Raw genomic sequence first — 25,915 nt, forward strand, 5'->3', positions numbered from 1 at the left:
CACTATCACCTGCGGCCCCTCCAGGGGCGCGCATTGACATAAAGGGGCGTGCACTCCCGGACGTGCCGACTACATTCGAGAAGACAGTGCAGACACGCTGGACGGGCCGGACATGGGCGAGGGGAGGCGACCGCATGGCAGGCAAGGACGTACCGCCCCGCTGGGACCGCAAGATGCAGCAGCGGCTCGCCCGCGGTGAGGCGGCCGCCCTGGGCGAGCTGTACGACCGCTTCGCCTCGCTGGTGCACGGCCTCGCCCACCGCGTCCTCGGGGACGAGAAGGCGGCCGACACCCTCACCCGCGAGGTCTTCGCCCATCTCTGGGAACACCCCGAGACCTACGACCCCAAGGAGGGCCCGCTGCGCACCTGGGTCGCCGGGGTCACCCACCGGCTCGCCGTGCAGCGGCTGCGCGACAGCGAGGCCGCCGCGCTGCCGCGGAACAGCGGCGGCTCCCTGGTGGAACTGGAGCGCAAGGTGCGCCGCGCCTCGGTCGCCGCCCGCGCCGACTACATCGTCCACTCCATGCCCGCCCCGCTGCGCGCCGCCCTCGACCTCGCCTACTTCCAGCGCCGCGACTACCGCCAGACCGCCGTCGACCTCGGCGTCACCGAGGACGAGGCCCGCCGCCGGCTCCGCCTCGGCCTGCAGCTGCTGTCCACCGCCCATGACACCGGGACACCACCGGAACACGGGGGTGCGGTGTGAGCGGAGCCGAAGGGTTCGGGGCGCACGACGAGCACGAGAAGCCGGGAGACGAGGAGCGGCGCGAGGGACAGCACGAGGGACAGTCGTACGAGCGCGACGGCGGCCGGGGTGAGAACGGCCACACCGGGCAGGGCGCCGGCGGCGGCTCGGGGCAGGACTCCCAGGCAACCGGCGGGCCCGAACCGGACCGGCCGACGCGCATACCGACGCCCCGCGCCTCCGTCGAGGACGGCGGGCGACCGCTGCCCGACCTCACCGATCCGGGAGACCTCGCACCCGTGCCGCTCGACCTGCCGCACGACGTCCTGAAATCGCTCCTCGGCGCCTGGGCGCTGGCCGCCTGCTCGGCGGCGGAGACGGCCGCCGTCGAGGACCACCTGGGCTCCTGCGGAGGCTGCGCCGACGAGGCTCGTCGGCTGCGCGAGGCGGTCGGCCTGCTGCACCAGCCGGAGAGCCTCGACCTGGACCCGGCCCTGCGCACCCGCGTCCTGGAGAGCTGCCTGGAACGCCGCCCGCCACGCATCCCGGTCCCCGGGTGGGCGGCGCCCTACGACGCCGAGAGCGCGCGCCTGGACGCCCTGCTGCAGGATTTCGGGGACGCGGAGTGGCATGCGCCGGTGCGGCTGCGGTGGTTCGAGGCCGACGCGGCGAAGAGCCGTCGTACGACCGTGGCGGGGGTGATCGCGCACCTGCTGTCCGTGGACGGGCTGGTCGCGCTCGCGCTCGGCCTGCAGGACCCGCTGGCCGACGTCGTCGGCGCGGCCGCGCAGGACGCGGTGGGCCCGGCCGAGCGCACCGAGGCGTTCTGGCGGACCTCCCACTTCCCGCCGACCCGCTCGGTGCGGGGGCCCTGGCGGGAGCAGAGCCACGGCCTGGTGCGGACGGTGTCCTTCACCGGCGGGCACACGGGCGGAGTGGCGGTGTCGTACGGCGACTTCGAGCTGCCGCTGCACGACGCGATGCTGGACCGGGCCTTCGAGTGCTGGGTGCACGCCGAGGACATCGCGGAGGCGGTGGACTACCCGTACCAGCCGCCCGCGACGCGCCATCTGAACAAGATGATCGACCTCTCGGCCCGGATGCTGCCCGCTGCGCTGGCCCGGCGCCGGCAGGCCGGGCTGGCGTCCCCGGCCCGCGGCCGCCACCTCGGCCTCGCCGGCGAGCCCGGCCGCAGCCTGCGGCTGGAGATCGAGGGCGCGGCGGGCGGCGAGTGGCTGATCCCGCTGGACTCACCGGCGGCGCTGGCCTCCGCGGACCTGGAGGTGGCCCATGTGGCGCTGGACGGCGTGGAGTTCTGCCGCCTGGCCGCCGGCCGGGTGTCGCCGGAAGAGGCTGCGGTGGGGCAGGTCGGTGACCGGGAGGCGATCAGGGATGTGCTGTTCGCTACGGCGGGGCTGAGCCGCCTGTAGGGGTGGGTTGCGGTTTCACGGGCGGCCGCGACGCACGCCCCCCGAGCTGCTAGGCGAACACCACCGTACGGCGCCCGTTGAGCAGAATCCTCCGCTCCGCATGCCACTTCACCGCCCGCGCCAGCGCCTGGCACTCCACATCGCGGCCGATGGCCACCAGCTGATCCGGCGTCACGTCATGACCGACCCGCTCGACCTCCTGCTCGATGATCGGCCCCTCATCAAGGTCGGCGGTCACATAGTGCGCGGTCGCCCCGATGAGCTTGACCCCCCTGGCGTGGGCCTGGTGATACGGCTTCGCGCCCTTGAAGCTCGGCAGGAAGGAGTGGTGGATGTTGATGATCCGGCCGCTGAGCTGCTTGCACAGGTCGTCCGAGAGGACCTGCATGTAGCGGGCGAGGACGACCAGCTCGACGCCCTGCTCGCGCACGATGTCCAGCAGCTTCGCCTCGGCCTGCGACTTCGTGTCCTTCGTGACCGGAATATGGTGGAAGGGAATGTTGTAGGAGCCCACCAGCTCCTCGAACTCGGTGTGGTTCGAGACCACGCCCACGATCTCCACCGGCAGCGCGCCGATCCGGGCCCGGAACAGCAGGTCGTTCAGGCAGTGCCCGAACTTGCTGACCATGAGCAGGATCCGCATCTTCTCGTCGGCCCGGTTGATCTGCCAGTCCATGCGGAAGGAGTCACCGATCGCCGCGAAGCTCGCCCGCAGCTTGTCCACCGTCACCGGCGCCTCGGCCGAGAAGTGGACGCGCATGAAGAACAGACCAGTGTCGTGGTCGCCGAACTGCTGGCTGTCCTCGATGTTGCAGCCGGTCATGAAGAGGTAGCTCGACACGGCGTGCACGATGCCCTGCTTGTCGGGGCAGGAGAGGGTGAGGACGTACTGGTCGGACGATGCGGCGGCGGGCGCGGACTGCTCGGTCATGCACTACAGGTTCCCACACCACCACCCGCCGTGGACGCTCGTCCCGCAGGGCGGACGGGCTACGCGGTCCTCGTCATGATCCGCAGCACTTCCAGACTCCGCGGGGGCGTGTCGGGATCGTCGCCGTCGCTCGCCGCGAGGCGTACGTGCGCGTCCCGCGCCGCCCGCACCGCCTCCGACCACCCCTGGTGGTCGAGATACGCGGCGACCGGCGCGTCCGGGCCGACCTGGTGCATGATCCGCAGCACCCGCAGCACGGCGGTGTCCACGAGCGCCGCCTCCTGCGAGTCCCGGAATATCGTGCCGACGTACTTCTCCGCGGACCAGTTGTCCAGCCAGGTGTCCTCCACCAGCCGGTAGACGGCGTCCGTGACGTCGCCGTACCCGTCCACGCCGGCCAGCCAGACGTCCCGCTGGAACACCGGGTCGGAGAGCATGTGCAGCGCCGAGCGCACATTGCTGCGCCAGCGCCACCACGGCATGTCGCTTAGGGGCATGCCGCCCATGGTGGAGGAGCGACGGCCACGACGGGAAGAGTTCTCCGTACCTTGCACGGTCATCGATCGTACGTTCCTTGTCACACCAGCCTCACTGGCCCCCGTAATTCACCTGGATGTCACCCTTCGTTGACTCAGGGTCACTCACGGGTTAGTCGTGTGAGGGAATCGTGCGTGCACATGACCGGCAGGCGACGCGCTTTTCGTACATTCCTCCATTCGACCCTCCGCCCCGGCAGAGCCACCGCCCTGACCGCGGGCGCCGTGGCCCTCTGCGCGTCACTCACCGCCGGATGCGGGGTCATCCCCGGTGTCACGGGGGGCTCCGGGGATGACCCGATCAAGGTGATGACCTGGGCGCCGCAGGACACCAGCGGCACCAACAAGCCCGGCATGCCCGCGATGGCCCTCGCCTACGCCAAGTGGATCAACGCCAACGGCGGCCTCAACGGCCGCAAGCTGAAGGTCCTGACCTGCAACGACCACAACGACAGCGTGGGCGCCGCCAAGTGCGCCCGGTACGCGGCCGACGAGAACGTGGTCGCGGTCGTCGGCTCCTACAGCCAGTTCACCGACTCCTACTCCGCCCCGCTGGAAGGCGCCGGCATCCCCTACATAGGCGGCTACGGCGTCACCAACGACGAGTTCACCGGCCAGATGTCGTACCCGGTCAACGGTGGACAGCCCGCCCTGCTCGCCGGTCTCGGCAGGGCCCTCGGGGCCTCCTGCGGCAACGTCTCCCTGGTCCGGCCCGACAGCATCGCCGGCGACGAGCTGCCGGTGCTGCTCGACTCCGGGCTGAAGGCGGGCGGGCACGCGAAGGCGAACAACCAGCTCGCCGCGGAGGACGCCACCGAGTACGGCGTCCAGGCCGACCAGGCGCTGCGGTACGCCAGCAGCAACCCCGCGAGGAAGGGCTGCGTGGTCCCGGCGCTCGGGGACCGCACGGACACCTTCATGGACTCCTTCCGGCGGGCCCGCGGAAGCTTCCCTCCGGTACGGCTCGCGACCGTGCTCGGCAGCGTCGACCAGACCGTGATCAACGCCACCGGCGGCGCGTCCGGACCGTACGAGGGGGCGTACATCACCGGCTGGTACCCGCCCGCCTCGGACTCACGGTGGGACCCGATGAAGAAGGTGATCAACGAGGAGGCCTTCGGCGACACCCGCATCGACCCCGCGGACGCCGGAGTGCAGACCACCTGGATCGCCTACACCGTGCTGAAGGCCGTCCTCGACAAGATCGGCGACGGCGAGGTGACCGCCGACTCCGTGCGGCGCACCCTGGACGACGGCCTGCGGATCCCCACCGGCGGTCTCACCCCGGCCCTGCACTGGACCTACTCCAGCAAGCTCGCCTCGGTCGGTTTCCCGCGGATGGTCAACGCCGACGTCACCCTGCAGGTGGTCCAGGACGGCAAGCTGGTCGCCGCCCGCAGGGGCGTCGGCGGACTCGACGGCACCACCGACATGACACAGACGCTGGAGAACGCCGACGTGCAGTGACGCCCGCCGGCGCGCCCCTCAGGCGTGCCTCACAGCTGGGTGGGCCGGCGCTGGGTCAGGCCGTACTTCTGCGCGATCGTGTTCCACAGCGCCGCCGCCTTCACCTTCTGCGCGCTGGCGGTGCCGCTCGCCCGGTTGCCGGCCTGGGTCTCGCCCGTGATGCGGGCGTGGCCCTTGCGGCAGACCTTGCGGTTCTTGGCCTGGTCGGCCCAGGCCGCGTAGTGGTTGTCGGCCGCGGCGGACGCCTGCCAGGCCTGGGTCAGCGCCGCGGTGAGCTCGCCGTTGCCCGGCAGCTTGTCCACGGACAGCGTGCCGAGCCGGGTGACCAGGTCGCCCCGCTGCTTGGCGGCGTCGCGCAGGTTGGAGGCGGCCGTGTCGAGGTTGTCGCAGTTCTTGACGTCGGCCACCGACCTGATCACCGTGGCCCGGCTGCTGCCGCTGTCGGCGAGCAGCTTGTCCAGCGCGACCGCCTGCTGCCGGGCCGGATCGGCGGCCGCGGAGGAACCCTGGCCGGGGGCCGGGGACGTGGCCGCGACCGTCTTGCCGTCGTTGCCCTGGTCCTTGCCGCCCCCGCCGCTGAACAGGGCGCCGGCGCCGACACCGATGACGACGATGCCGACACCGATCGCGGCGATCAGCGGCACCCGCGACCGGCCGCGCGGCTGGTCGTCGTCGTGCGCCGGGTCGTACGACGGCTGCTGCGCGCCGTACGAGGGCTGCTGCGCGCCGTACGGCGCCGGGCCGGGGTAGGCGCCCGGCTGCTGGACGCGCGGCATCTGCTGGGTGGCGCCGGCCGGGCCGTCACCGCCCGCCGGGCCGCCGCGGAAGAGGTGGTCGAACCCGTCCGAGGGCTGCCGGTCCACGCCCTGCGACTGGTTCTGCGCCTGCCCCTGCGCGGCGTACGGCGGGATGTACTGGGTGGCCTGCGCATCGGGCGAGGCCGACGCGGGCGCCTGCTGCTGGACGCGGCCGAGGTAGCGCGTCTCCTCACCGCTCGCCTCGGGCGGCAGCGCGCCGGGCGCCACCGGCGGGATGTACTGGGTCGCGCCCTCGTCGGCGGGGGCGGCCGGCACCGGCGGCAGATACTGCGTGGCGCCCTCGGGAGCGGCCGCCGCCTGCACCGGCGGTATGTACTGCGTCGCGCCCTCGTCCGCGGCGGGCAGCGGGGCACCGGCCGGCGGCTGCGAGTACGGCTGCGGAAGGGACTGCTGGTGCAGCTGGTGCTGGGGCTGCTGCTGGTACGGATCGGGTGCCGCGCCGTACCCGGGCTGCCGGCCGGCGCCGTAGCCACCGCCCTGCGCGCCCGAGTGGTCGTACGACGGCCGGCCGTACGACGGCGCCGGGGCGCCCTCCGGGGGCAGCGGGCCGGGGTTCGCGGCGGGCGGCTGCTGGTTCGCGGCGTCCGGGGTGTGCCACTGCTGGGCCGGCGCGGGGGGCCAGCCCTGGCCCGGCTGGGGCGGCTGCTGCTCGGGCCCCCAGGAGCCGCCCCAGGCCTGCCCGCCTGTCGGGGCGGCGGGGGCGGGGGCGGGCGCGCCGGCCATGCCCGGCAGCACGGGCTCGCCTCCGTCGGAGGGCAGCACGATGCCTTCGTGCGCGGGTCGCGCCGAGGGCTCCTCGCCCTGTCCACTCTGCGTCACCGGGACTCCTACTAATGGGGGACCTTGTGAATCGGGCTCACGCTACCGGGTCCCCCGAGCCGGGTGCCATGCAGCTCAGGGCGCGATCTTCTTCCCTGTGACGGCGGTAACAGGACCGCCCCGCGGCGCGCCGCCCGCGGCACCTCACCCATCCAGGTGCCGTTGGCCGTGCGTTCACGCAGCCGCGGGGCCGGTGTTCACGCGGCCTGCTGGAGATCGAGGCGAGCCCCGAACTCCCGTACCACCGCCTCCTCCCGGAAGGGTTCCAGGCGCTGCTGGAGATCTTCCAGGTACTCGGCGCCCCGGTTGGAGCGGAGCGTCTCCAGCAGTTCCACCGCCTTCAGGCCGGTGCTGCAGGCCTGTTCGACCTCCCGCTGCTGCACCTGGGCCGTGGCGAGCAGCACATAGCCGATGGCGCGGCGGCGGGCCCGGGACTCCGGGTGCCCGGCCAGTGACTGCTCCGCGTACCGGGCCGCCTGCTCGCTCTGGCCGAGATCGCGGTGGCAGTGCGCCAACTCGTCGGCGAGATACGCCTCGTCGAAGTGCCGGATCCACGCCGGGTCGTCGCCGGAGAAGTCGTCCGCCTGCTCCATCGCGGTCACCGCCCGCCCGATGGACGCCTGCGCCGCGCGCCCGTCGCCGAGCAGGGCGTGCCCGCGCGCCTCGGCCGCGTGGAACATCGCCTCCACGCGCGGGGTCACCTGCCCGCGCGCGCCCTCCTGCGCCGCCCGCGCCAACTGGGCGATCTCCCGCGGGTTTCCGAGCTGGGCGGCGAGGTGGCTCATGGACGCGGCGAGGACGTAACCGCCGTACCCGCGGTCCCCGGCGGCCTGTGCGAGCCGCAGCGACTGGATGTAGTACCGCTGGGCCAGCCCCGGTTGCCCGGTGTCGACGGCCATGTACCCGGCGAGTTCGGTCAACCGGGCGACCGCCGCGAACAGTTCCCGCCCGACCGTCTCCCGGTACGAGCCGGCGAGCAGCCCGGAGACGACGCTGTTGAGGTAGTGCACGACGACCGGGCGCACATGCCCGCTGCCGAACTGGTGGTCCAGGTCGGTCAGCGCCTGCGTCATGGACCGTACGGCCGCCACGTCGGCCTGCCCCACCCGCGGGCCGGCCTGCCGGGCCACCTGGGCGTCGGGCGCCGAGATCAGCCAGTCCCGGCTGGGCTCGACCAGCGCGGAGGCGGCGACGGAGGAGCCGGACAGGAAGTCCCGTCGGCCCACGTCGCTGCGCCACAGCTCGCAGACCTGCTCGATGGCCCCCAGTACCGTCGGCGAGAACTGGAGACCGACCCCCGAGGCGAGGTTCTTGCCGTTGGCCATGCCGATCTCGTCGATCGTGACCGTACGGCCGAGCTTGCGGCCGAGCGCCTCCGCGATGATCGCCGGGGCGCGGCCCCGGGGTTGCTGTCCGCGCAGCCAGCGGGCCACGGACGTCTTGTCGTAGCGCAGGTCGAGGCCGTGCTCGGCGCCGCACATGTTGACCCGCCGGGCCAGCCCAGCGTTCGAGCACCCCGCTTCCTGGATGAGCGCCTGCAGCCGTTCGTTCGGCTGCCTCGCCACGAGAGGCCTTGCGGCCATCGACTACCCCCTGCGTTGCGAGCCCCCGGAGCGTGAAGTTCCGGCCGAGTGATCGGTGACGATCCGTACGGGAAGATCACTGCCCAGTTGACATACCGTCAATGCGTGACATGTGCGGTTTGCCGGGGTAAAGGTGCTTGCCACCCCACCCCTGGCTACCCAGGTCACGCCCCGCTTCCTCCTGCGCGCCCCCACACATGCACCCATGCGCCCCGATTGACGAATCGATGCTCCTCCCCCGCGCGCGCCATGGCCGTAACTCCAGGTGGGCGCGAGAGTTGAGTGGAGCGTGGAAGAGACGATCGTGGGCGCCCAGAACACTCAGATTGCCGGTCAGATTCCGCAGCAGCGCAGGGAATCGCTGCTGGAGACCGCCGTACGCTACGCCGAGGAACGGCACTGGGACGTGTTCCCGGGCACCTGGCTGGAAGCGGTCGACGGAATCCAGCGCTGCTCCTGCGGCGACGCCTCCTGCCCTGCGCCGGGTGCGCACCCCGCGCGCCCCGACTGGGCCACGCAGGCGACCGGCAGCGCGACCGTCGCGCGCCGGATGTGGCAGAAGCAGCCGACGGCCTCGATTCTGCTGCCGGCGGGGCGGACGTTCGACGCGTTGTCCGTCCCGGAGAGTGCGGGGTTCCTGGCACTCGCCCGTATGGAGCGGATGGAGTTGACGCTGGGGCCGGTGACCTTGTCGCCCGACCGGCGCATGCAGTTCTTCGTGCTGCCGGGCGGCGCCACGAAGGTGCCGGACCTGGTGCGCAAGCTCGGGTGGACGTTGTCGTCTCTTGACCTGGTGGCGCTGGGTGAGGGGGCGTACGTGGCCGCTCCCCCCACCCGGTTCGGATCCCGTGGTGCCGTGCAGTGGGCTTGCCGCCCCACCCCGGCGAATCGGTGGCTGTCGGACGCGGAGGAGCTGATCTCGCCGCTCGCCTACGCATGCGGCCGGGATCGCTGAAACGCCCCACCGTAACCTTCATGCATGACCGAAGTTGCAGTGCGGGTGCGTGGGCTCTGGAAGCGGTTCGGGCAGCAGATCGCCGTCGGGGGGATCGATCTGGATCTGCCCGCCGGTAAGTTCATCGGGCTGGTCGGTCCCAACGGCGCCGGCAAGACCACGACTCTCTCCATGGTGACCGGACTGCTGCGGCCCGATGACGGGGCCGTGGAGGTCGTCGGACACGACGTCTGGCGGGACCCGGTCGCCGTCAAGGCGCGGATCGGCGTCCTGCCCGAAGGACTACGGCTGTTCGAGCGGCTGTCCGGGCGGGAGCTGCTCGGCTACTCGGGGCGGCTGCGCGGACTGCCGGGGGACGAGGTCGACAAGCGGGCCACACAGCTGCTGGACGTCCTCGACCTGGCCGGCGCCCAGCACAAGCTCGTCGTCGACTACTCGACCGGCATGCGCAAGAAGATCGGGCTCGCGGCCGCGCTCCTGCACAATCCCGAGGTGCTCTTCCTGGACGAGCCGTTCGAGGGCGTCGACCCGGTGTCCGCGCAGACCATCCGGGGCGTCCTGGAGCGGTACACCGCCTCCGGCGCCACCGTCGTCTTCTCCTCCCACGTCATGGAGCTGGTCGAGTCGCTGTGCGACTGGGTCGCGGTGATGGCGGCAGGACGCATCCGCGCGACCGGTCCGCTGGCGGAGGTGCGCGGCACGCATCCCACGCTCCAGGGGGCGTTCCTGGAGCTGGTCGGGGCGAGCGGCCGGGACGCCGGGTCCGATCTGGACTGGCTGGGCGGCGGGGCGGCCCGATGACGAACCTCACCTCCACCGTCGTACGGCTGAAACTGTCACTGCTGCGGGGCGGGCTGCGGCAGTCCGGGGGCCGGCGGGCCGCGTTCGTCGTCTCGGCGGTGATCGCGATCCTGTTCGCCCTGCTGCAACTGCTGGGGCTGCTCGCGCTGCACGGGCGCGCGCACGCCGATGCCGTGGCCGTGCCGGGTACGGCCGTGCTGGCGCTGGGCTGGGCGGTGCTGCCGCTGTTCTTCCCGACCGGAGACGAGACGCTGGACCCGACCCGGCTGGTGATGCTCCCGCTGCGCCCCCGCCCGCTGGTCCGGGCGCTGCTCGCGGCCTCCCTGGTCGGCATCGGCCCGCTGTTCACACTGCTGGTGCTGGTGGGCTGCGCGCTGTCACTGGCTCAGGGCGCGGCCGGGTACGTCGTCTCCGCCGTCGCCGTCGCCCTCGCTCTGCTGGTCTGCGTGGCGCTGGCGCGCGCCGTCGCCACGGCCAACGTACGGCTGCTGACCAGCCGGAAGGGCCGCGATCTGGCCGTGCTGAGCGGACTGGTGATCGCGATCGGGGCGCAGCTGGTCAACTTCGCCGCGCGGCAGCTGGGTTCGGCCGGGCTCGGCCAGCTGCAGCCGGTCGCGGACGTGCTGTCCTGGGTGCCGCCGGCGTCGGCGGTGGCGGCGGTGCACGCGGCGAGCCAGGGGTCGTACGGCATCGCAGTCTCCCAACTCGCCGTGACGGCCGCCGGGTTGGCGGCATTGATCGCGGTCTGGGCGCGGAGCCTGACCCGGCTGATGACCGCGCCCGACGCCTCCACGCTGCAGCCGGTCGACGCGACGGTCCGCAGCCGCTCGGCCACCGGACTCGGCCGGCTGCTGCCGCAGGGCCGCACGGGTACGGTCATGGAACGCAGCCTGCGCTACATCTGGCGGGACCCGAAGACCAAGGCCGCCTGGGTGACCTCGCTGGCGATCGGGCTGATCGTGCCGGTGTTCAACGCGGTGCAGGGCACCGGGTCGATCTACTTCGCGTGCTTCGCCGCCGGGATGCTCGGCATCCAGATGTACAACCAGTTCGGGCAGGACACCTCCGCGTTCTGGATGGTGGCCATGACCATCTCCGCACCTCGGGACGCCTACGCCGAGCTGCGCGGCCGCGCCCTGGCGCTGCTGCTGATCACCCTGCCGTACGCGGCGCTCGTGACAGTGGTGACGACGGCCCTGCTCGGCGCCTGGACCCGGCTGCCGGAGGTGCTCGGGCTGTCCTTCGCCCTGCTCGGGGCGATGCTCGCGACCGGCGCCTGGACCTCGGCCCGCTTCCCCTACTCCATCCCCCAGGAGGGCCACAAGAACGTCGTCCCCGGCCAGGCGGGCCTCGCCTGGATCTCCATCTTCGGCGGCATGATCTCGGCGGCCCTGCTCTGCTCCCCGGTCATCGCCCTCACCATCTGGCTGCATGTGAGCGCGGGTGGGGCGGACTGGCGGTGGGTGCTGCTGCCGGTGGGGGCGGCGTACGGCGCGGGGCTGACCCTGGGGGGCCTGCGCCTGGCGGCTCCGAGGACGGCGGCACGGTTGCCGGAGATCCTCACAGCTGTGAGCAAGGGGTAGGAAAAGTCACCTAAGGGGCGCGGGGCTGTGTCCGATATGCGGCTCCGCCGCGTGGGCGCGAGAACCCACCACGGACCCGCACCAACGCACCGAACCCGGCAGACGAGACCGCGCACTCAATCCCCGAGCGCCCGATCAAGAAACGGCCCCACAGCCGACCGCCAAGCCAACGGCAGTTCATAGTGCGCAAGGTGCCCGGCGTCCGGAACCTCCGCGTACTCCCCAGCCGGCAGCACTCGGACCATCTCCTGCGCCTCCGCCCGCCCCAGCTCCCCGTCCACCCCACGCACCACCAGCGTCGGGCACCGCACCTGGGCCAGCTCCTCCCAGTGCGCGTCGTACACCCAGGTCTCACGGGACCTGAGCATCTGCTCCGGCTCGAACACGGGCCGCCATCCGTCGGCGGCCTCGTGCATCACCTCGGCATAGAACTCCCCGCGCGCCGGATTCGGCCGTTCCACCCAGGGATCGTCCTCACCGAACCACTTGCGGACGTCGGCCAGCGTGGCGAAGGGTACGGGCCAGGCCCTGAACCAGTCGGCCCACTCCCGCTGCGAGGCGGCGCCCAGGGCGGAGGCCCGCATGTCGCAGATGATCAGGCCCCGGACCAGTTCGGGGCGCTTCGCCGCGAGCTGCCAGGCGGTCAGCGCGCCCATGGCGTGGCCGATGAGGAGCGCGGGGGCGAGGCCGAGCTGTTCGAGGGCGGCCTCGGCGTCCTCGACGTACGCCTCGCGGGTGTAGGCGGCCTGTGGGGGCTTCTCGCTCTGGCCGTGTCCGCGCTGGTCGAGGGCTACGGCGCGGTGGCGTGCGGCGAGCCAGCGGGCGGTGGAGGCCCAGTGGGAGGCGCGGCCCATCAGGCCGTGAAGTAACAGCACGCCCGGAGCACCCGGCGGCGCGTCCCCCCGGCGCTCCACCTGATCGTCCACCGGATCGAGTCCCGACTTGGGAGGGTCGGCGAACTCCCAGGCGGCGAGGCGCACCCCACCCGCTCCCGTCACGTCGATACGCCGTGCCATCGGCCTGGCACCCCCAGCTCCGCCTGCCTCGTACCGGTGTACTGCCGTACTCGCTCGTACTCGCTGCTGTCGCTGTCGTGTTCGTCGTCGTGCTGTCGCCGTGCTCGTCCTGCCGCCGCAGACTATCGAATACTCATTCGAAAAAATCCGTCTCTGCGGATAACACCCCTCATTCGAGTGACACCCCTGAAGGAATGATCGCCGCCACCGAGGGGATCTCTTCTGGCGGGAGGCGGACCGCTCGGGGAAAAACGGTCCGAGGGGGATGACCCTGAGAGCTCGGGGCTCCGGGTCAGCACAGGGGAGGACAGGCCCCGGCGCCACCAGGCGCCGGGGCCCTCTCCCGCTCAGCGCTTGGCGACGAACACGTGGGAGGCTACGTCCGCCTCCAGCTCGGCGGCCTCGCCGCCGCTGCCCACCAGGACACCGCCGGCCGACTCCGTCACGCTCACCACGGAACCGGGCTGCACACCCGCGCGCCGCAGCGTGTACATCAGCTGCGCGTCCGTCTGGATCGGCTCGCCGATACGGCGGACGACGACCGTCTTGCCGTCCGTGCCCGCGTCCAGGTCCGCCAGCGAGACCATGCTCTCGTCCAGGAACGGGTCGGCGCCGTCCTTCTCGCCCAGCTCCTCAAGACCCGGGATCGGATTGCCGTACGGCGACTCGGTCGGGTGCCGCAGCAGCTCCAGCACGCGCCGCTCGACGGCCTCGCTCATCACGTGCTCCCAACGGCAGGCCTCCGCGTGCACCTGCTCCCACTCCAGGCCGATCACATCGACGAGGAGACACTCGGCCAGCCGGTGCTTGCGCATCACGCGCGTGGCCAGCCTGCGGCCCTCGTCGGTCAGCTCCAGGTGACGGTCGCTGGCGACGGAGACCAGCCCGTCGCGCTCCATGCGCGCCACCGTCTGGCTCACCGTCGGCCCGCTCTGGTCGAGCCGCTCCGCGATGCGGGCGCGCATGGGGACGACGCCTTCCTCTTCGAGCTCGAGGATGGTGCGGAGATACATCTCCGTGGTGTCGATCAGTCCGGACATACGTGCCCCTCGATTACCTCTGCCGGCAGCCCGGCGCGTGCGCTGGCCCTAGCACCAATTCTGCCGGATCCGACTGACAAGCGGGGGCCTCCGGGGAAACGGGCCGGTGCGGGCGACCGCCGTGGCGTCCGTGTCTCAATCTTGCGGGGTCAATCTTGAGGGAACAGGATGTGGGCTGAGTCACGTTCCAGTTGAATGAAGGGCACTGAGCGAACCGTGCGCCGCAGATGCGCCGACGCAGCCTCCAGGGGGTCCAGGTGAGTGCTTCCCGGCGGAGTGGGACCACCGATGCACTGGGGCCGGACGAGCCCGGTGAGTCAGGGGGATCCGATCTGCTCGCCGCACTGCTCGACGGCATGGACGCGGCCCTGTGCGCCTTCGACGCCGACGGGGTCGTGACGCACTGGAACCGGGAGGCCGAGCGCATCCTCGGCTGGACGGCCGCCGAGGCGGTGGGACGGCACGGGTTCGCCGGATGGGCGGTGCGCAGCGCCGACGCCGAGGAGGTGCAGGCCCGGCTGATGTCGGCGATGCGCGCGCCCGGGCGGCAGGTGCATGAATTCGCGCTGGTCACCAAGGACGGCGGCCGGGTGCTCGTCCGGACCCAGTCCGCCGCCGTACGCGGGCCCGACGGAGAACCCGCAGGCGTGTACTGCGCGTTCAGCGAGGTGCACGCCCAGATCGACCTGGAGCGGTCGATCGCGCTGAGCGAGGCCCTGTTCGAGGACGCGGCCTGGGGAGTCGTACTCATCGACGCCGATCTGCGGCCCGCCGTCGTCAACGCGCACGCGGCCCGCGCGCTCGGCATCGGGCGTACCTCCGCGCTGGGCCGGCCGCTCGGCGAGCTGCTCGCGCAGGGCGTGGAGGAACTGGAGGCCGCGCTCACCCATGTGCTGGCCGAGGGTGCGCCGCCCGCGCCCGCCGAGATGTGGGTGACCGTGCGCACCCGGGAGAGCGAGAAGCGGCGCTGCTGGCGCAGCGGCTTCGTGCGGCTGGCCTCGCCGCTCGCGGAGGAACCCGTACCGCTCGGCGTCGGCTGGCTGTTCCAGGACGTCACCGAGGCCAAGCAGGTCGAACAGGAGGCGGCCCTGCTGCGCTTCCGCACCAACCAGCTGCACCGGGCCGCGCGTGCCGCCGCCGAGTGCGAGGACCCGGCCGAGGCGGCCACCGTCCACCTGGACTTCGCCCTCGCCGGCTTCGCCGACCACGCCTTGATCGACCGGGCGGTGCCTTCCCCACGCTCGGCGGCTTCACAGGGTTCGGAGGGTACGCAGGGTTCAGAGGGTACGCAGGGTTCGCAGGGCGAGGAGGCGGCGCCCGTACGACTGGTACGGCTGGCCGCGACGCCCGCCGGAGCGCCGGGACCGAGCCTGCTCACCGGCGCGGCCGGACTGCCCGTGCGCTACGAGCCGGGCCATCCGGCGCTGCAGTGCGTGGAGCGGGCCGGGAGCGTGCGCGCGGACGCCGGGTCGGTCCCGGAACAGCGGGCGCGGGAGTGGGCGCTGGCCCGGCAGTGGCCCGGCGACGCGGTGCACGCCCTGTGCGCGGTGCTGCGCAGCCGGGGGCGGACGCTGGGCGTGGTGACCTTCCTGCGCGGCTCCGGCCGCAGCCGCTTCGAACGGTCCGACACCGCCTACGCCGAGGACGTGGCGGTCCGCATCGCGGCGGCGCTGGACCTGGCGGACGCGGTGCGGGGGAAGCAGGCCCCCGGTAGCTCACGGTAGCTCCCGGGTGGGCTCACTGCCGGTAGAAGATCCGGTCGCCGTACTCCCGCATCACACGGCCGTTCCACTCGTGGCCGCCGTCGACGTTGCCGGAGCGCAGGAGCGGGGGTTCGATGCCCCGGTCGGCGAGGGCTGCGGCGGTGGTCGCCATGACGGCCTGCATCAGGGCGGTGGTGACGACCGTGGAGGCGGGGGCGAAGGGCGCCGGAATGGTGTCCAGGGTGAGCTCCGCGTCACCGACGGCGATCTTCGAGTCCAGGACGATGTCGCAGTGGTCCTTCAGGAAGGTGCCGGAGGAGTGCCGGGACTCGGTCTGCGCGGCGTACGCGACCGAGGTGACGCCGATGACCTTCACGCCGAGGGCGCGGGCGTTCAGGGCCATCTCCACGGGCAGCGCGTTGCGGCCGGAGAGGGAGATGATCACCAGCGCGTCGCCGGCGCGGACCGGTGAGGTGTCGAGGACGGCGCTCGCGAGGCCGTCGACGCGTTCGAGAGCGGAGCCGAGGGTGGCCGGGGTGACGTCGACACCGACGACGCCGGGCACGGCGAGCAGGTTCATCAGCGCGAGGCCGCCGGCGCGGTAGACGACGTCCTGGGCGGCCAGCGACGAGTGCCCGGCACCGAAGGCGAACAGGCGGCCGCCGGCGGCGACGGTGTCGGCGAGCAGGGTGCCGGCCGCGGCGATCGACTCGGCCTCCTCCTCACGGACCCGTTGCAGCAGCCCGATCGCAGCGTCGAAGAACAGGTCGGCAGGCGTGCCGTCGCTCATGCGGTGCCCCTTCGCAGCGTCTGTGTCGCGGATCACCGTGCGGTCTGGACCAGTGCGGTGTCAATACGGCCGGGTGCTTGTCGGCCGCCCTCCGGGAGGATCTCCGAAAAACAGTTGAGCTCTCCCCAGCCGCTTCTTAGGCTGTGGCTTACGTCGAAGGGAGGTGATCGGGTACATGAGTGAAACCCGGACGCGCGAGGTGGCTGCGGGCTAGCGGCCCGCCACCACACCCAGTGCGGTGCCGGACCAGCGTGTGTGCGAAACACGCAGCCGGCCTAATCCAACGCAGTCACCCGACCCGCGGGCTGCCGGTACGTCCGGCCGGCTCCTCCTTGAGGAACCCAGCCCGCGGGTCGTCTGCGTTTACGGGCCCCGTGCCGTCAGGGGGCCAGGCGCTCGACCGTCCAGGTGCCGTCCGGCTGGGCGACGTAGCGCAGGCGGTCGTGGAGGCGGTTCACCCGGCCCTGCCAGAACTCGATGGTCTCCGGGGTGATACGGAAGCCGCCCCAGTGCGGTGGGACCGGGACCTGTTCGTCCTCGGGGTAGCGGGTCTCCAGGTCGGCGTACGCGGTGTCCAGTTCGGAGCGGGAGGCGATCACCGTGGACTGGGCGCTGGCCCAGGCGCCGAGCTGGGAGCCGTGCGGGCGGGTGCGGAAGTAGGCGGCGGTCTCGTCGCGGCCGGTGCGGTGGGCGGTGCCGGTGACGATGACCTGGCGGGCCAGCGGGTGCCAGGGGAAGAGCAGGGAGATGTGCGGGTTCTCCGCGAGGTCGTGCCCCTTGCGGGAGTCGTAGTTGGTGTAGAAGACGAAGCCCTCGGTGTCGAACTGCTTCATCAGGACCGTGCGCGAGCTGGGGCGGCCGGCTGCGTCCGCCGTGGAGACGACCATCGCGTTGGGCTCGTAGATCGTGCCGTGCAGCGCCGCCCGGGCGGCGTCCTCGAACCAGCGGGCGAACTGGTCCATGGGGTGTGTGGCGAGGTCCTGTTCGGCGAGGCCTTCCGCCCGGTACTGCTTGCGCATGGCGGCGGGATCGAGGGCGGGGTCCAGGAGCGGGTCGCGGTCGGTCACGCGGTCATCTTGCCGTATCGAACGCCACTGGCACTCAGTGTCGTACGGACTCCCCAAGTCTGGCACCGGGGGTTATGGTGCTGGTTCCCTTGCGGTTTTGGGTGACCACCGGTCGAACGGGGCATCACCGGGGTGACCGCCGCCGAACCATCTCAAGGAGCCGCCTGATGTCCGATTTCGTACCCGGGCTCGAGGGAGTCGTCGCGTTCGAGACGGAGATCGCCGAGCCGGACAAGGAGGGTGGCGCCCTGCGGTACCGGGGCGTCGACATCGAGGATCTGGTCGGTCATGTCTCGTTCGGGAATGTGTGGGGGCTGCTGGTCGACGGGGCGTTCAATCCCGGTCTGCCGCCCGCCGAGCCGTTCCCGATTCCGGTGCACTCCGGTGACATCCGTGTGGACGTGCAGTCGGCGCTCGCCATGCTGGCGCCGGTGTGGGGGCTGAAGCCGCTGCTCGACATCGACGAGGGGCAGGCGCGGGAGGATCTGGCGCGGGCCGCCGTGATGGCGCTGTCGTACGTCGCCCAGTCGGCGCGCGGGCAGACGCTGCCGATGGTGCCGCAGCGGGAGATCGACAAGGCCCGGTCGGTGGTGGAGCGGTTCATGATCCGGTGGCGGGGTGAGCCGGATCCCAAGCATGTGGCGGCCGTGGACGCCTACTGGACCTCCGCGGCGGAGCACGGCATGAATGCGTCGACGTTCACGGCGCGGGTGATCGCGTCGACGGGCGCGGATGTCGCCGCCGCGCTGTCGGGGGCGGTCGGGGCGATGTCCGGGCCGCTGCACGGGGGTGCGCCCTCGCGTGTGCTCGGGATGATCGAGGAGATCGAGCGGACGGGGGATGCGGAGGCGTACGTCAGGCAGGCCCTGGACCGGGGTGAGCGGCTGATGGGGTTCGGGCACCGGGTGTACCGGGCGGAGGATCCGCGGGCGCGGGTGCTGCGGCGCACGGCGCGGGAGCTTGGCGCGCCGCGGTTCGAGGTGGCCGAAGCCTTGGAGAAGGCCGCGCTGGAGGAGTTGCACAACCGTCGGCCGGACCGGGTGCTCGCCACCAACGTGGAGTTCTGGGCCGCGATCGTGCTGGACTTCGCTCAGGTACCGGCGCACATGTTCACGTCGATGTTCACGTGTGCCCGGACCGCTGGGTGGTCGGCGCACATTCTTGAGCAGAAGCGGACGGGGAGGCTGGTGCGGCCTTCGGCCCGGTATGTGGGACCCGGGCCGCGTCGGCCGGAGGACATCGAGGGGTACGGAGAGATCGCCCGCTGAGAGGGCTGGCTGAGGAGCGCGGGCGACTGCGGGCCCGTTGCCCTGATTTTCAGGCTGCCGCAAGCAGACCCGCATGGTGCCGTTCCGCCACCAGCGGATGTGCCCTCAGCTTGCCCTTGAGTTCGTTGTAGCCGTACTCGGCGTACAGGGGGTTCGCCGGGTCGGTGGTGATGCCGGGGGCCTCGGAGGCGTGCGGGAAGGGCAGGGGCTCGACCCTGGCGTCCAGGCGCGGGTTGTAGAAGAACGGGACGGAGAAGCGTTCCGTGGCGCCGGGCGGGCTGACCACGCGGTGGTTGGTGGCGATCAGGTAGCCGTTGGTGGCGACTTCCAGGAGTTCGCCGAGGTTGACGACGAAGGCGCCCTCGATGGGCGGGACGTCGTGGAAGAGGCCGTCCTCGCGCTGGACCTGGAGGCCGCCGACGGTGTCCTGGAGGAGCAGGGTCAGGAAGCCGTAGTCCTTGTGGGCGCCGACGCCCTGGTCGGTGCCGTCGCCGGCGCTGCCGGGGTAGCGGACGAGCTTGAGGTGCGGGTGGGCGTGGGTGCCGAAGATCGGGTCGTAGAAGTCGGCGGGGGCGCCGATGGCGACGAGGAGCTCGTGCAGGAGGCGGTCGGCCACCTTGCTGAGCTTGTCGATCCAGGCGAGGGCGGCCGTGCGCAGTTCGGGGAGGGCGGTGGGCCACTGGTTGGGGCCCTGGAGCCACCAGTACGGGGGTTCGCCGGGGGCGGGGACGCGGGCGGGGCGTTCGGCGCCTATGTCGAGCTGGTCGCGCCAGTCGCGGGCGCCTGCGGTGCGTTCGTCGCCGGTGCGGGTGTAGCCGCGGAAGTGCGGGGAGTTCACGTTGTCCAGGGCGAGCCGGTCGGGCTCGGGGAGGGCGAAGAAGGCGCGCATGGCGGTGAGCAGCGCGTCGGTCTCGGCCTGGGTCACGCCGTGTCCGACGAGCTGGAAGAAGCCGACGTCGTGGGCGGCGCTGTGCAGCTGGGCGTGGAGCTGGGCGCGGGCCTGGGGGCCGCGGTCGGCGGCCGACAGGTCGATGATGGGGAGCTGGTCGTACGACCGGGTCGTCGCGGGGTGCGTCGAGGCGGTGTGCGTCGTCATGGGTGCGTCCACGGGGTGTGTGGGCCACGGGCGAGCCACCGAGGGTGTGGGCGGCGTCGCCCCGGGTGCCGTAAGAAGATGCCGTAAGAAGGCGGGAGAAAAGAGGCTGAATCAGGCCGAAGGCCGACAGCCCATGCTCGTGACGCGCACGTAGTCCACGTGGCGGCGGCGAACGAGCATCGGAAGCATGCGGCAAGGGTACTGCTCGGCGCCGGATACGGGTGTGGCCTGCTTCACTGCGGGTCCGGTCCGTCGGCTCAGCCCAGGGCCTGTTCCAGCAGGTCGGCCCACTGGGCGACGACGCGGGCGCGGCGGGGGGTGTCGTCGGTGAGGAGATTGGCGAGGCCGAGGCCGCGGGCCATGTCGAGGAGGCCCTGGACGGTTTCGCGGACGCCGGGGCGGGTTTCGTCGGCGCCGAGGAGGTCCACGGCGATGCGGTGGGTCTCGCGGCCGACGCGGGCCTCCAGTTCGGTCACGCGGGTGCGCAGCTGGTCCTCGTTGGAGGCGGCGACCCACAGGTGCAGGGCGGCGCGGAAGAGGGGGCCGGTGTAGAGGTCGACGAGGGCGGCGACGACGGCATGGCGGTCGGCGGGGCCGGACGGGAAGAGTTCCCGGAGGGCGGTGGAGCGTTCTTCGGCGACGTATTCGACGGCGGCCGTGAAGAGGTCCTCGCGGGTCGGGAAGTGGTGCTGGGCGGCGCCGCGGGAGACTCCGGCCCGTTCGGCGACGACCGCGACGGTGGAGCCTGCCCAGCCGTGTTCGGCCAGGCAGGCCACGGCGGCCTCCAGGAGCCGTTGCCGGGTGGCCCGGCTGCGGTCCTGTTTGGGCGCCCGGTCGCGTTCCCTGGACAGGCGGTCGTGTTCCGCCGTCGTGCTCATGTCGTCACACCACCCATGCCGCGTCCCGTCTTTCCAGGAAGGCCGTCATCCCCTCCCTGGCCTGGTCGGAGGCGAACAGCCGGGCCGAGAGGGCGGTCAGGTCCGCCGCGTCCCGGTCGAATGTTTCCAGCACCCTAGCCGTGAGCAGCCGTTTCGTCTCGGCCAGGGCCTGGGGTGAGGAGTGGCGCAGTCCGTCGAGGATCGGGGCGAGGGCCTCGTCGACGTCGTCGCCGGTGACGGTGAGGAGTCCGGCGCGTACGGCCTCGCGCGCGTCGAAGCGTTCCCCGGTGAGGTAGTAGCGGGCCAGGGTGCGCGGGTCGGCGCGGGGGATCACCGGCAGGGAGATCACCGCGGGTGCGACACCGATGCGGACCTCGGTGAAGGCGAAGGTGGCGGTGGTGGAGGCGGCGGCGATGTCGCAGGCGGCGAGCAGGCCGAGGCCGCCCGCGCGCACGTGTCCGGTGATGCGGGCGACGACCGGTTTGGGCAGTTCGACGATCTGCCGGAGCAGGGCCACCAGGGCGTCCGGGTCCGGTGGGTCGCGCAGGTCGGCGCCGGCGCAGAAGGTGTTGCCGCTGTGGGTGAGGACGACGGCACGTACGTCCGGGTCCTTGCCGCACTCGGTGAGGGCCTCGGCGAGGCCGGAGACCAGGGCCGCCGAGAGGGCGTTGCGGGTGTCGGTGGAGTCCAGGCCGAGGGTTTCGACGGCACGCGCACGTGTCCGGCTGATCGGCGTCACGGCAGCTCCCGCAGTTCCCGGCGCAGGATCTTGCCGGAGGCGGCGCGGGGGACGGTGTCGACGAAGGTGACCTGGCGGACCCGTTTGTAGGGTGCCACGCGTGCGGCGACATACAGCATGATCTCGTTCTCCGTCAGCTCCTCGGCGGCCTCCGCCCGGCGGACGACGAAGGCGTGCGGGACCTCGTTGCCGTCCGCGTCGTAGCTGCCGATGACGGCGGCGTCGGCGATGCCGGGGTGGGTGAGCAGCAGGGCCTCCAGTTCGGCGGGGGCCACCTGGAAGCCCTTGTACTTGATGAGTTCCTTGACCCGGTCCACGACGAACAGCCAGCCGCCCTCGTCGACGTGCCCCACGTCCCCGGTGTGCAGCCAGCCGTCGGCGTCGATCAGCGCGGCGGTGGCGTCGGGGCGGCCGAGGTAGCCCTTCATCACCTGGGGGCCGCGGATCAGGATCTCGCCGCGCTCGCCGGTGCCGAGGTCCTTGTCGGGGTCGTCCAGGGAGACGATCCGCATCTCGGTGCCGGCGATGAGCCTGCCGACGGTGCCGGCGGGGGCGTCGTGCAGCCGGTCGAGGGGGACGACGTGGGTGCCGGGAGACAGTTCTGTCATGCCGTAGGCCTGGCCTATCGGGGGCAGACCGAGGCGCTGCGAGCAGGCGCGGGCGAGGTGGGCGTCCAGCGGGGCGGCGGCGCTGATGACGTACTTCAGGGAGGAGAGGTCGTAGCGGGCGACCGCCGGGTGCTTGGCGAGGGCGAGGACGATCGGCGGGGCGACGTACAGGCCGGTGATGCGGTGCTTCTCGATGGCCGCGAGGAAGGTCTCCAGGTCGAAGCGGGGCAGGACGACGACCGTGGCGCCCTTGCGCAGGGGCGCGTTCATGAGGGCGGTGAGGCCGTAGATGTGGAAGAAGGGCAGTACGGCGAGGATGCGGTCGCCCGGGGCGGCCGGTACTGCGGGCTCCAGCTGGGCGAGGTTGGTGGCGATCTGCCGGTGCGTGAGCATCACGCCCTTGGGGATGCCGGTGGTGCCGGAGGAGTACGGCAGCGCGGCGACGTCCTCGGCGGGGTCGAAGGCGTGCTGCGGCTCGGGGGCGGTCGTGGCGAGCATGTCGATGAGCGACCGGTGCCCGGGCGCGCTGTCGCACACGAAGATCTCCCGTATGCGGCCGGCGAGTTCGGCGGCGCGGCGGGCCGTCTCCAGCAGGGGTGAGACGGTGACGATCCAGCGGGCGCCGCTGTCGCCGAGCTGCCCCGCGAACTCCTCGGGTGTGGCGAGCGGGTGCACCGTGGTGACGGAGGCGCCCGCGCGCGTGGCCGCGTAGAAGGCGGTCGGGAAGGCGATGGTGTTGGGGCTGTGCAGGGCGAGGACGTCGCCCTTGCGGACACCCGCGTCGGCGAGACCGGCGGCGACGCGCCGGTGGAACCGGTCCACCTGCTCGTACGTGAGTGTGGTGCCGTCCGTGCCGTCGATGAGGGCGGGGCGCTCGCCGAACTCGGCGGCGCGACCCAGGACGGCCTCGTGGATGGGGAGTGCTACGGGCGGAACGTCTGCGTACTCGCTGCGGAACACGGTTCCTCCAGGGCGGTCGGCGCCGTCGCCTAGTACGACTTGGGCAGGCCCAGCGTCTGATGGGAGACGTAGTTGAGAATCATCTCCCGGCTCACCGGGGCAATACGAGCCACGCGTGCGGCCGTTATCAGCGAGGCGAGCCCGAACTCGCGGGTGAGTCCGTTGCCGCCGAGGGTGTGCACGGCCTGGTCCACGGCCTTCACACAGGCCTCGCCGGCGGCGTACTTGGCCATGTTGGCGGCCTCGCCCGCGCCGATGTCGTCGCCGGCGTCGTAGAGGTGGGCCGCCTTCTGCATCATCAGCCGGGCCAGCTCCAGGTCGATGTGCGCCTGCGCCAAGGGGTGGGCGATGGCCTGGTGGGCGCCGATCGGGGACTTCCAGACGGTACGGTCGCGGGCGTACTCGATCGCCTTGGCGAGCGCGTAGCGGCCCATCCCGATGGCGAAGGCCGCCGTCATGATGCGCTCGGGGTTCAGTCCGGCGAACAGTTGCAGCAGACCGGCGTCCTCTCCCCCACTGCCGAAAGCGTGGGAGGGGCCCCCACCGACGAGCGCGTCGGCGGGCAGCCGTACGTCGTCCAGGACCAGCTCGAACTGCTTCTCGGCGGCGGCCAGTTCCATGTCGATGGGCCGCTTCTGGAAGCCCTCGGCGTCGGTCGGGACGATGAACAGACAGGGCTTGAGGCGTCCGGTGCGGGCGTCCTCGGTACGGCCGACGATCAGGACGGCGTCGGCCATGTCGACGCCGGAGATGAAGACTTTGCGGCCGGTGAGCAGCCAGTCGGTGCCGTCGCGGCGGGCGGTGGTGGTGATGCGGTGGCTGTTGGAGCCGGCGTCGGGTTCGGTGATGCCGAAGGCCATGAGACGGGTGCCGTCGGCGATTCCGGGGAGCCAGGCCTGTTTTTGGGCCTCTGTACCGAAGCGGGAGATGACCGTTCCGCAGATGGCGGGTGACACGACGAGCATGAGGAGGGGGGAGCCCGCGGCGCCCAGCTCTTCGAGGACGATGGAGAGTTCCGTTATGCCGCCGCCCCCGCCGCCGTACTCCTCGGGGAGGTTGACGCCGAGGTAGCCGAGTTTGCCTGCCTCGGTCCAGAGTTCGGTGAGGGGTTTGCCCGCGGCGACGGTCTGGACCAGGTAGTCACGGCCGTAGCGCTTGCCGAGGGCGGCTACCGCTGAGCGGAGGGCTTTGTGCTCTTCGGTTTCGATGACGGGGGACATGGGGCTCCTAAGAAGAGGTCTCCTGCACTACGGCGAGCAACATTCCTGGTTCCACCTGCTGGCCGGTCTTGGCGTGCAGCGCGGTCAGCGTTCCGGTGACCGGCGCCGAGATCTGGTGCTGCATCTTCATCGCCTCCAGCCATATGAGGCCTTGACCGGCCTGAACCGTTGCCCCCTCCGTCAGACCCTCGGCGACGCGGACGACCGTGCCCGGCATCGGCGCGAGCAGCGAACCGGGGGCGAGCTGGGCGGTGGGGTCGGGGAAGCGGGGCAGGGCGGTGAGGCGGGTGGCACCCACGTACACCTCGTCGCCGTAGCGGCTGATCGTGAACTTCCGTTCCACACTGTCCACTTCGAGTACGACCAGGTGCGCGTCGGCGTGCACGACCCGCACCCCGTCGGCCTCGAGACCGTCCCGGGTGTACCGGTAGCGGACCTCGTGCTCCTCCCCCGCCACCGCGTACCGCTTCACCTGCGGCTGTGAGGGCAGGTTGCGCCAGCCGCCGAAGCGGGAGCGGCCGTGGGCGTCGGCGAGGGCGGCGGCGAGCACAACCAGAGGTGGTCGCGTAGCGACTCGCTTGAGGGTGGTGGTGGGAGACGGGCGGGCGTACGGGTCGGGGGCGGGCTCGGTCAGTGCGGTGAGGTGGCGGTCGTAGAAGCCGGTGTCCAGGCGCCCGCTGGTGAACTCCTCGTGGCGCAGGGAGCGGACCAGCAGGTCGCGGTTGGTGACCGGGCCGTGGATCTCCGCGCGCTCCAGTGCGCCGGCGAGCCTGCGGATCGCCTCCGCGCGAGTGGGTGCGTGGGCGACGACCTTGGCGAGCATCGGGTCGTAGTGGACGCCGATGGTGTCGCCGTCGGTGTAGCCGGTGTCCAGGCGGACACCGGCCGGTACGGCGAGGTGGTGCAGGGTGCCGGTCTGCGGGGCCCAGTCGTGGGCGGGGTCCTCGGCGTACAGGCGGGCCTCGATCGCGTGGCCACGCGCGCGCGGCGGGTCTTTTTCGAGGGCGTGGCCCTCCGCGATCCGGATCTGTTCGGCGACCAGGTCGATGCCGAACACCTCCTCGGTCACGGGGTGTTCGACCTGGAGGCGGGTGTTCATCTCCAGGAAGTGCGCGCGGCCGTCGGCGACCAGGAACTCGACGGTGCCGGCGCCCTCGTAGGCGACGGCGCACGCGGCCTGTACGGCGAGCGCGTACAGGTCCTGCGTGAGCTGCTCGGTGAGTCCGGGCGCCGGGGCCTCCTCGATGACCTTCTGGTGGCGGCGCTGGAGGGAGCAGTCGCGGGTGCCGAGAGGCCAGACGGTGCCGTGGGTGTCGGCGAGGATCTGCACCTCGACGTGGCGGCCGTGCTCCAGGTACGGCTCCACGAAGACCTCGCCGTCGCCGAAGGCGCTCGCGGCCTCGGCGCGCGCGCCCTCCAGTGCGGCGCTCAGCTCCTCCAGGCGGCGCACGATCCGCATCCCGCGCCCACCGCCGCCCGCAGCCGCCTTCACCAGCACCGGCAGATCGGCCTCCGTGACGTCCGCCGCGTCGAGGGGCGCGAGGCCCATCAGGTCCTTCGCACGGGTCTTGGACGCCATCGCCTCGATGGCCCGCGGCGGCGGGCCGATCCAGGTCAGACCGGCGCCCTGGACGGCGCGGGCGAAGTCGGGGTTCTCGGAGAGGAAGCCGTAGCCGGGGTGCACGGCGTCCGCGCCGGCGGCCAGGGCTGCCTTCACGATCAGGTCGCCGCGCAGATACGTCTCCGCGGGCGCCGCGCCCGGCAGCCGTACCGCCGTGTCGGCCACGCGCGCGTGGAGCGCATTCTCGTCCGCGTCCGAGTGCACGGCGACCGTCCGGATTCCCAACTCACGGCAGGTTCGGAAGATCCGGCAGGCGATCTCGCCCCGGTTGGCGACGAGCAGAGTCGAAATCACGTGATC

22 protein-coding genes are annotated in these 25,915 nt (G+C 72.0%); 8 read left to right on the forward strand and 14 right to left on the reverse strand.

Annotated features, from left to right (window positions below; genetic code table 11):
- Nucleotides 1-134 precede the first annotated feature (134 nt).
- Entirely contained in the window at nt 135-707 is a 573-nt protein-coding gene (locus tag ACZ418_RS13685; protein WP_468361804.1) for a sigma-70 family RNA polymerase sigma factor, read from the forward strand.
- Nucleotides 704-2,116, forward strand: a complete 1,413-nt coding sequence (locus ACZ418_RS13690) for a zf-HC2 domain-containing protein (protein WP_468361807.1) — start codon at nt 704-706, stop codon at nt 2,114-2,116. The genes ACZ418_RS13685 and ACZ418_RS13690 overlap by 4 nt, the downstream gene beginning before the upstream one ends.
- A gap of 49 nt (nt 2,117-2,165) precedes the next feature.
- Here ACZ418_RS13690 and purU read toward each other — a convergent pair whose 3' ends face one another.
- Nucleotides 2,166-3,047 carry a formyltetrahydrofolate deformylase gene (gene purU, locus ACZ418_RS13695; protein WP_468361810.1) on the reverse strand — a complete coding sequence of 294 codons (882 nt, stop codon included), beginning with the start codon at nt 3,045-3,047 and terminating at the stop codon, nt 2,166-2,168.
- A gap of 59 nt (nt 3,048-3,106) precedes the next feature.
- Nucleotides 3,107-3,607: an SCO4402 family protein gene (locus ACZ418_RS13700; RefSeq protein ID WP_468361813.1), complete on the reverse strand. Its 501-nt coding sequence runs from the start codon at nt 3,605-3,607 to the stop codon at nt 3,107-3,109.
- 117 nt (nt 3,608-3,724) lie between these two features.
- Here ACZ418_RS13700 and ACZ418_RS13705 point away from each other — a divergent pair, with 117 nt between their 5' ends.
- Complete coding sequence (locus tag ACZ418_RS13705; protein WP_468361816.1) at nt 3,725-5,050, forward strand: ABC transporter substrate-binding protein; 1,326 nt, start codon at nt 3,725-3,727, stop codon at nt 5,048-5,050.
- Nucleotides 5,051-5,079: 29 nt separating this feature from the next.
- On the opposite strand, the gene ACZ418_RS13710 is transcribed toward ACZ418_RS13705, so the two are convergent.
- Together ACZ418_RS13710 and ACZ418_RS13715 are read right to left on the reverse strand one after the other, a co-directional pair.
- A complete protein-coding gene (locus ACZ418_RS13710; protein WP_468361819.1) occupies nt 5,080-6,687 on the reverse strand; it encodes a hypothetical protein in 1,608 nt (535 codons plus the stop codon).
- Nucleotides 6,688-6,884: 197 nt separating this feature from the next.
- Nucleotides 6,885-8,270 (reverse strand): transcriptional regulator, encoded by a 1,386-nt coding sequence (locus ACZ418_RS13715; RefSeq protein ID WP_468361822.1) that lies wholly within the window; start codon nt 8,268-8,270, stop codon nt 6,885-6,887.
- Between the two features lie 289 nt (nt 8,271-8,559).
- On the opposite strand from ACZ418_RS13715, the gene ACZ418_RS13720 reads away from it, so the two are divergent.
- The 3 genes from ACZ418_RS13720 to ACZ418_RS13730 are packed head-to-tail and all read left to right on the forward strand — an operon-like array spanning nt 8,560 to nt 11,609.
- Entirely contained in the window at nt 8,560-9,225 is a 666-nt protein-coding gene (locus ACZ418_RS13720; RefSeq protein WP_468361825.1) for a bifunctional DNA primase/polymerase, read from the forward strand.
- 24 nt (nt 9,226-9,249) lie between these two features.
- Nucleotides 9,250-10,026 carry an ABC transporter ATP-binding protein gene (locus ACZ418_RS13725; RefSeq protein WP_468361828.1) on the forward strand — a complete coding sequence of 259 codons (777 nt, stop codon included), beginning with the start codon at nt 9,250-9,252 and terminating at the stop codon, nt 10,024-10,026.
- Complete coding sequence (locus tag ACZ418_RS13730) at nt 10,023-11,609, forward strand: transporter (RefSeq protein WP_468361831.1); 1,587 nt, start codon at nt 10,023-10,025, stop codon at nt 11,607-11,609. Before ACZ418_RS13725 ends, ACZ418_RS13730 begins: the two co-directional genes overlap by 4 nt.
- A gap of 116 nt (nt 11,610-11,725) precedes the next feature.
- Here ACZ418_RS13730 and ACZ418_RS13735 read toward each other — a convergent pair whose 3' ends face one another.
- On the reverse strand, nt 11,726-12,625 hold the full coding sequence (locus ACZ418_RS13735) for an alpha/beta fold hydrolase (protein ID WP_468361834.1): 900 nt from the start codon (nt 12,623-12,625) through the stop codon (nt 11,726-11,728).
- Between the two features lie 347 nt (nt 12,626-12,972).
- On the reverse strand, nt 12,973-13,665 hold the full coding sequence (locus ACZ418_RS13740; RefSeq protein ID WP_351601360.1) for a metal-dependent transcriptional regulator: 693 nt from the start codon (nt 13,663-13,665) through the stop codon (nt 12,973-12,975).
- 257 nt (nt 13,666-13,922) lie between these two features.
- Between ACZ418_RS13740 and ACZ418_RS13745 the strand changes: the two genes are divergently transcribed.
- The gene (locus tag ACZ418_RS13745; protein ID WP_468361837.1) at nt 13,923-15,389 is read left to right on the forward strand and encodes a PAS domain-containing protein; all 1,467 of its coding nucleotides are present in this window, start codon (nt 13,923-13,925) and stop codon (nt 15,387-15,389) included.
- Between the two features lie 13 nt (nt 15,390-15,402).
- Here ACZ418_RS13745 and ACZ418_RS13750 read toward each other — a convergent pair whose 3' ends face one another.
- Nucleotides 15,403-16,158, reverse strand: coding sequence for an SIS domain-containing protein (locus ACZ418_RS13750; protein WP_468361840.1), 756 nt, complete (start codon nt 16,156-16,158; stop codon nt 15,403-15,405).
- A 380-nt stretch (nt 16,159-16,538) separates the two neighbouring features.
- Entirely contained in the window at nt 16,539-17,225 is a 687-nt protein-coding gene (pdxH, locus tag ACZ418_RS13755; RefSeq protein ID WP_468361843.1) for a pyridoxamine 5'-phosphate oxidase, read from the reverse strand.
- A 167-nt stretch (nt 17,226-17,392) separates the two neighbouring features.
- On the opposite strand from pdxH, the gene ACZ418_RS13760 reads away from it, so the two are divergent.
- The gene (locus tag ACZ418_RS13760) at nt 17,393-18,493 is read left to right on the forward strand and encodes a citrate synthase 2 (protein WP_468361846.1); all 1,101 of its coding nucleotides are present in this window, start codon (nt 17,393-17,395) and stop codon (nt 18,491-18,493) included.
- Between the two features lie 49 nt (nt 18,494-18,542).
- Here ACZ418_RS13760 and ACZ418_RS13765 read toward each other — a convergent pair whose 3' ends face one another.
- From ACZ418_RS13765 to ACZ418_RS13790, 6 genes are all read right to left on the reverse strand, one after another.
- On the reverse strand, nt 18,543-19,589 hold the full coding sequence (locus ACZ418_RS13765) for an isopenicillin N synthase family dioxygenase (protein ID WP_468361849.1): 1,047 nt from the start codon (nt 19,587-19,589) through the stop codon (nt 18,543-18,545).
- Nucleotides 19,590-19,846: 257 nt separating this feature from the next.
- Nucleotides 19,847-20,467 (reverse strand): TetR/AcrR family transcriptional regulator, encoded by a 621-nt coding sequence (locus ACZ418_RS13770; RefSeq protein WP_468361852.1) that lies wholly within the window; start codon nt 20,465-20,467, stop codon nt 19,847-19,849.
- A 4-nt stretch (nt 20,468-20,471) separates the two neighbouring features.
- Nucleotides 20,472-21,206 carry an enoyl-CoA hydratase family protein gene (locus tag ACZ418_RS13775; protein ID WP_468361855.1) on the reverse strand — a complete coding sequence of 245 codons (735 nt, stop codon included), beginning with the start codon at nt 21,204-21,206 and terminating at the stop codon, nt 20,472-20,474.
- Complete coding sequence (locus ACZ418_RS13780) at nt 21,203-22,774, reverse strand: 4-coumarate--CoA ligase family protein (protein WP_468361858.1); 1,572 nt, start codon at nt 22,772-22,774, stop codon at nt 21,203-21,205. Before ACZ418_RS13780 ends, ACZ418_RS13775 begins: the two co-directional genes overlap by 4 nt.
- Before the next feature lie 29 nt (nt 22,775-22,803).
- A complete protein-coding gene (locus ACZ418_RS13785; protein ID WP_468361861.1) occupies nt 22,804-23,994 on the reverse strand; it encodes an acyl-CoA dehydrogenase family protein in 1,191 nt (396 codons plus the stop codon).
- Between the two features lie 7 nt (nt 23,995-24,001).
- Nucleotides 24,002-25,909, reverse strand: coding sequence for an acetyl/propionyl/methylcrotonyl-CoA carboxylase subunit alpha (locus ACZ418_RS13790; protein WP_468361864.1), 1,908 nt, complete (start codon nt 25,907-25,909; stop codon nt 24,002-24,004).
- Between the last annotated feature and the right edge of the window lie 6 nt (nt 25,910-25,915).

The sequence above is a fragment of the Streptomyces sp. NPDC030820 genome, assembly GCF_055572075.1.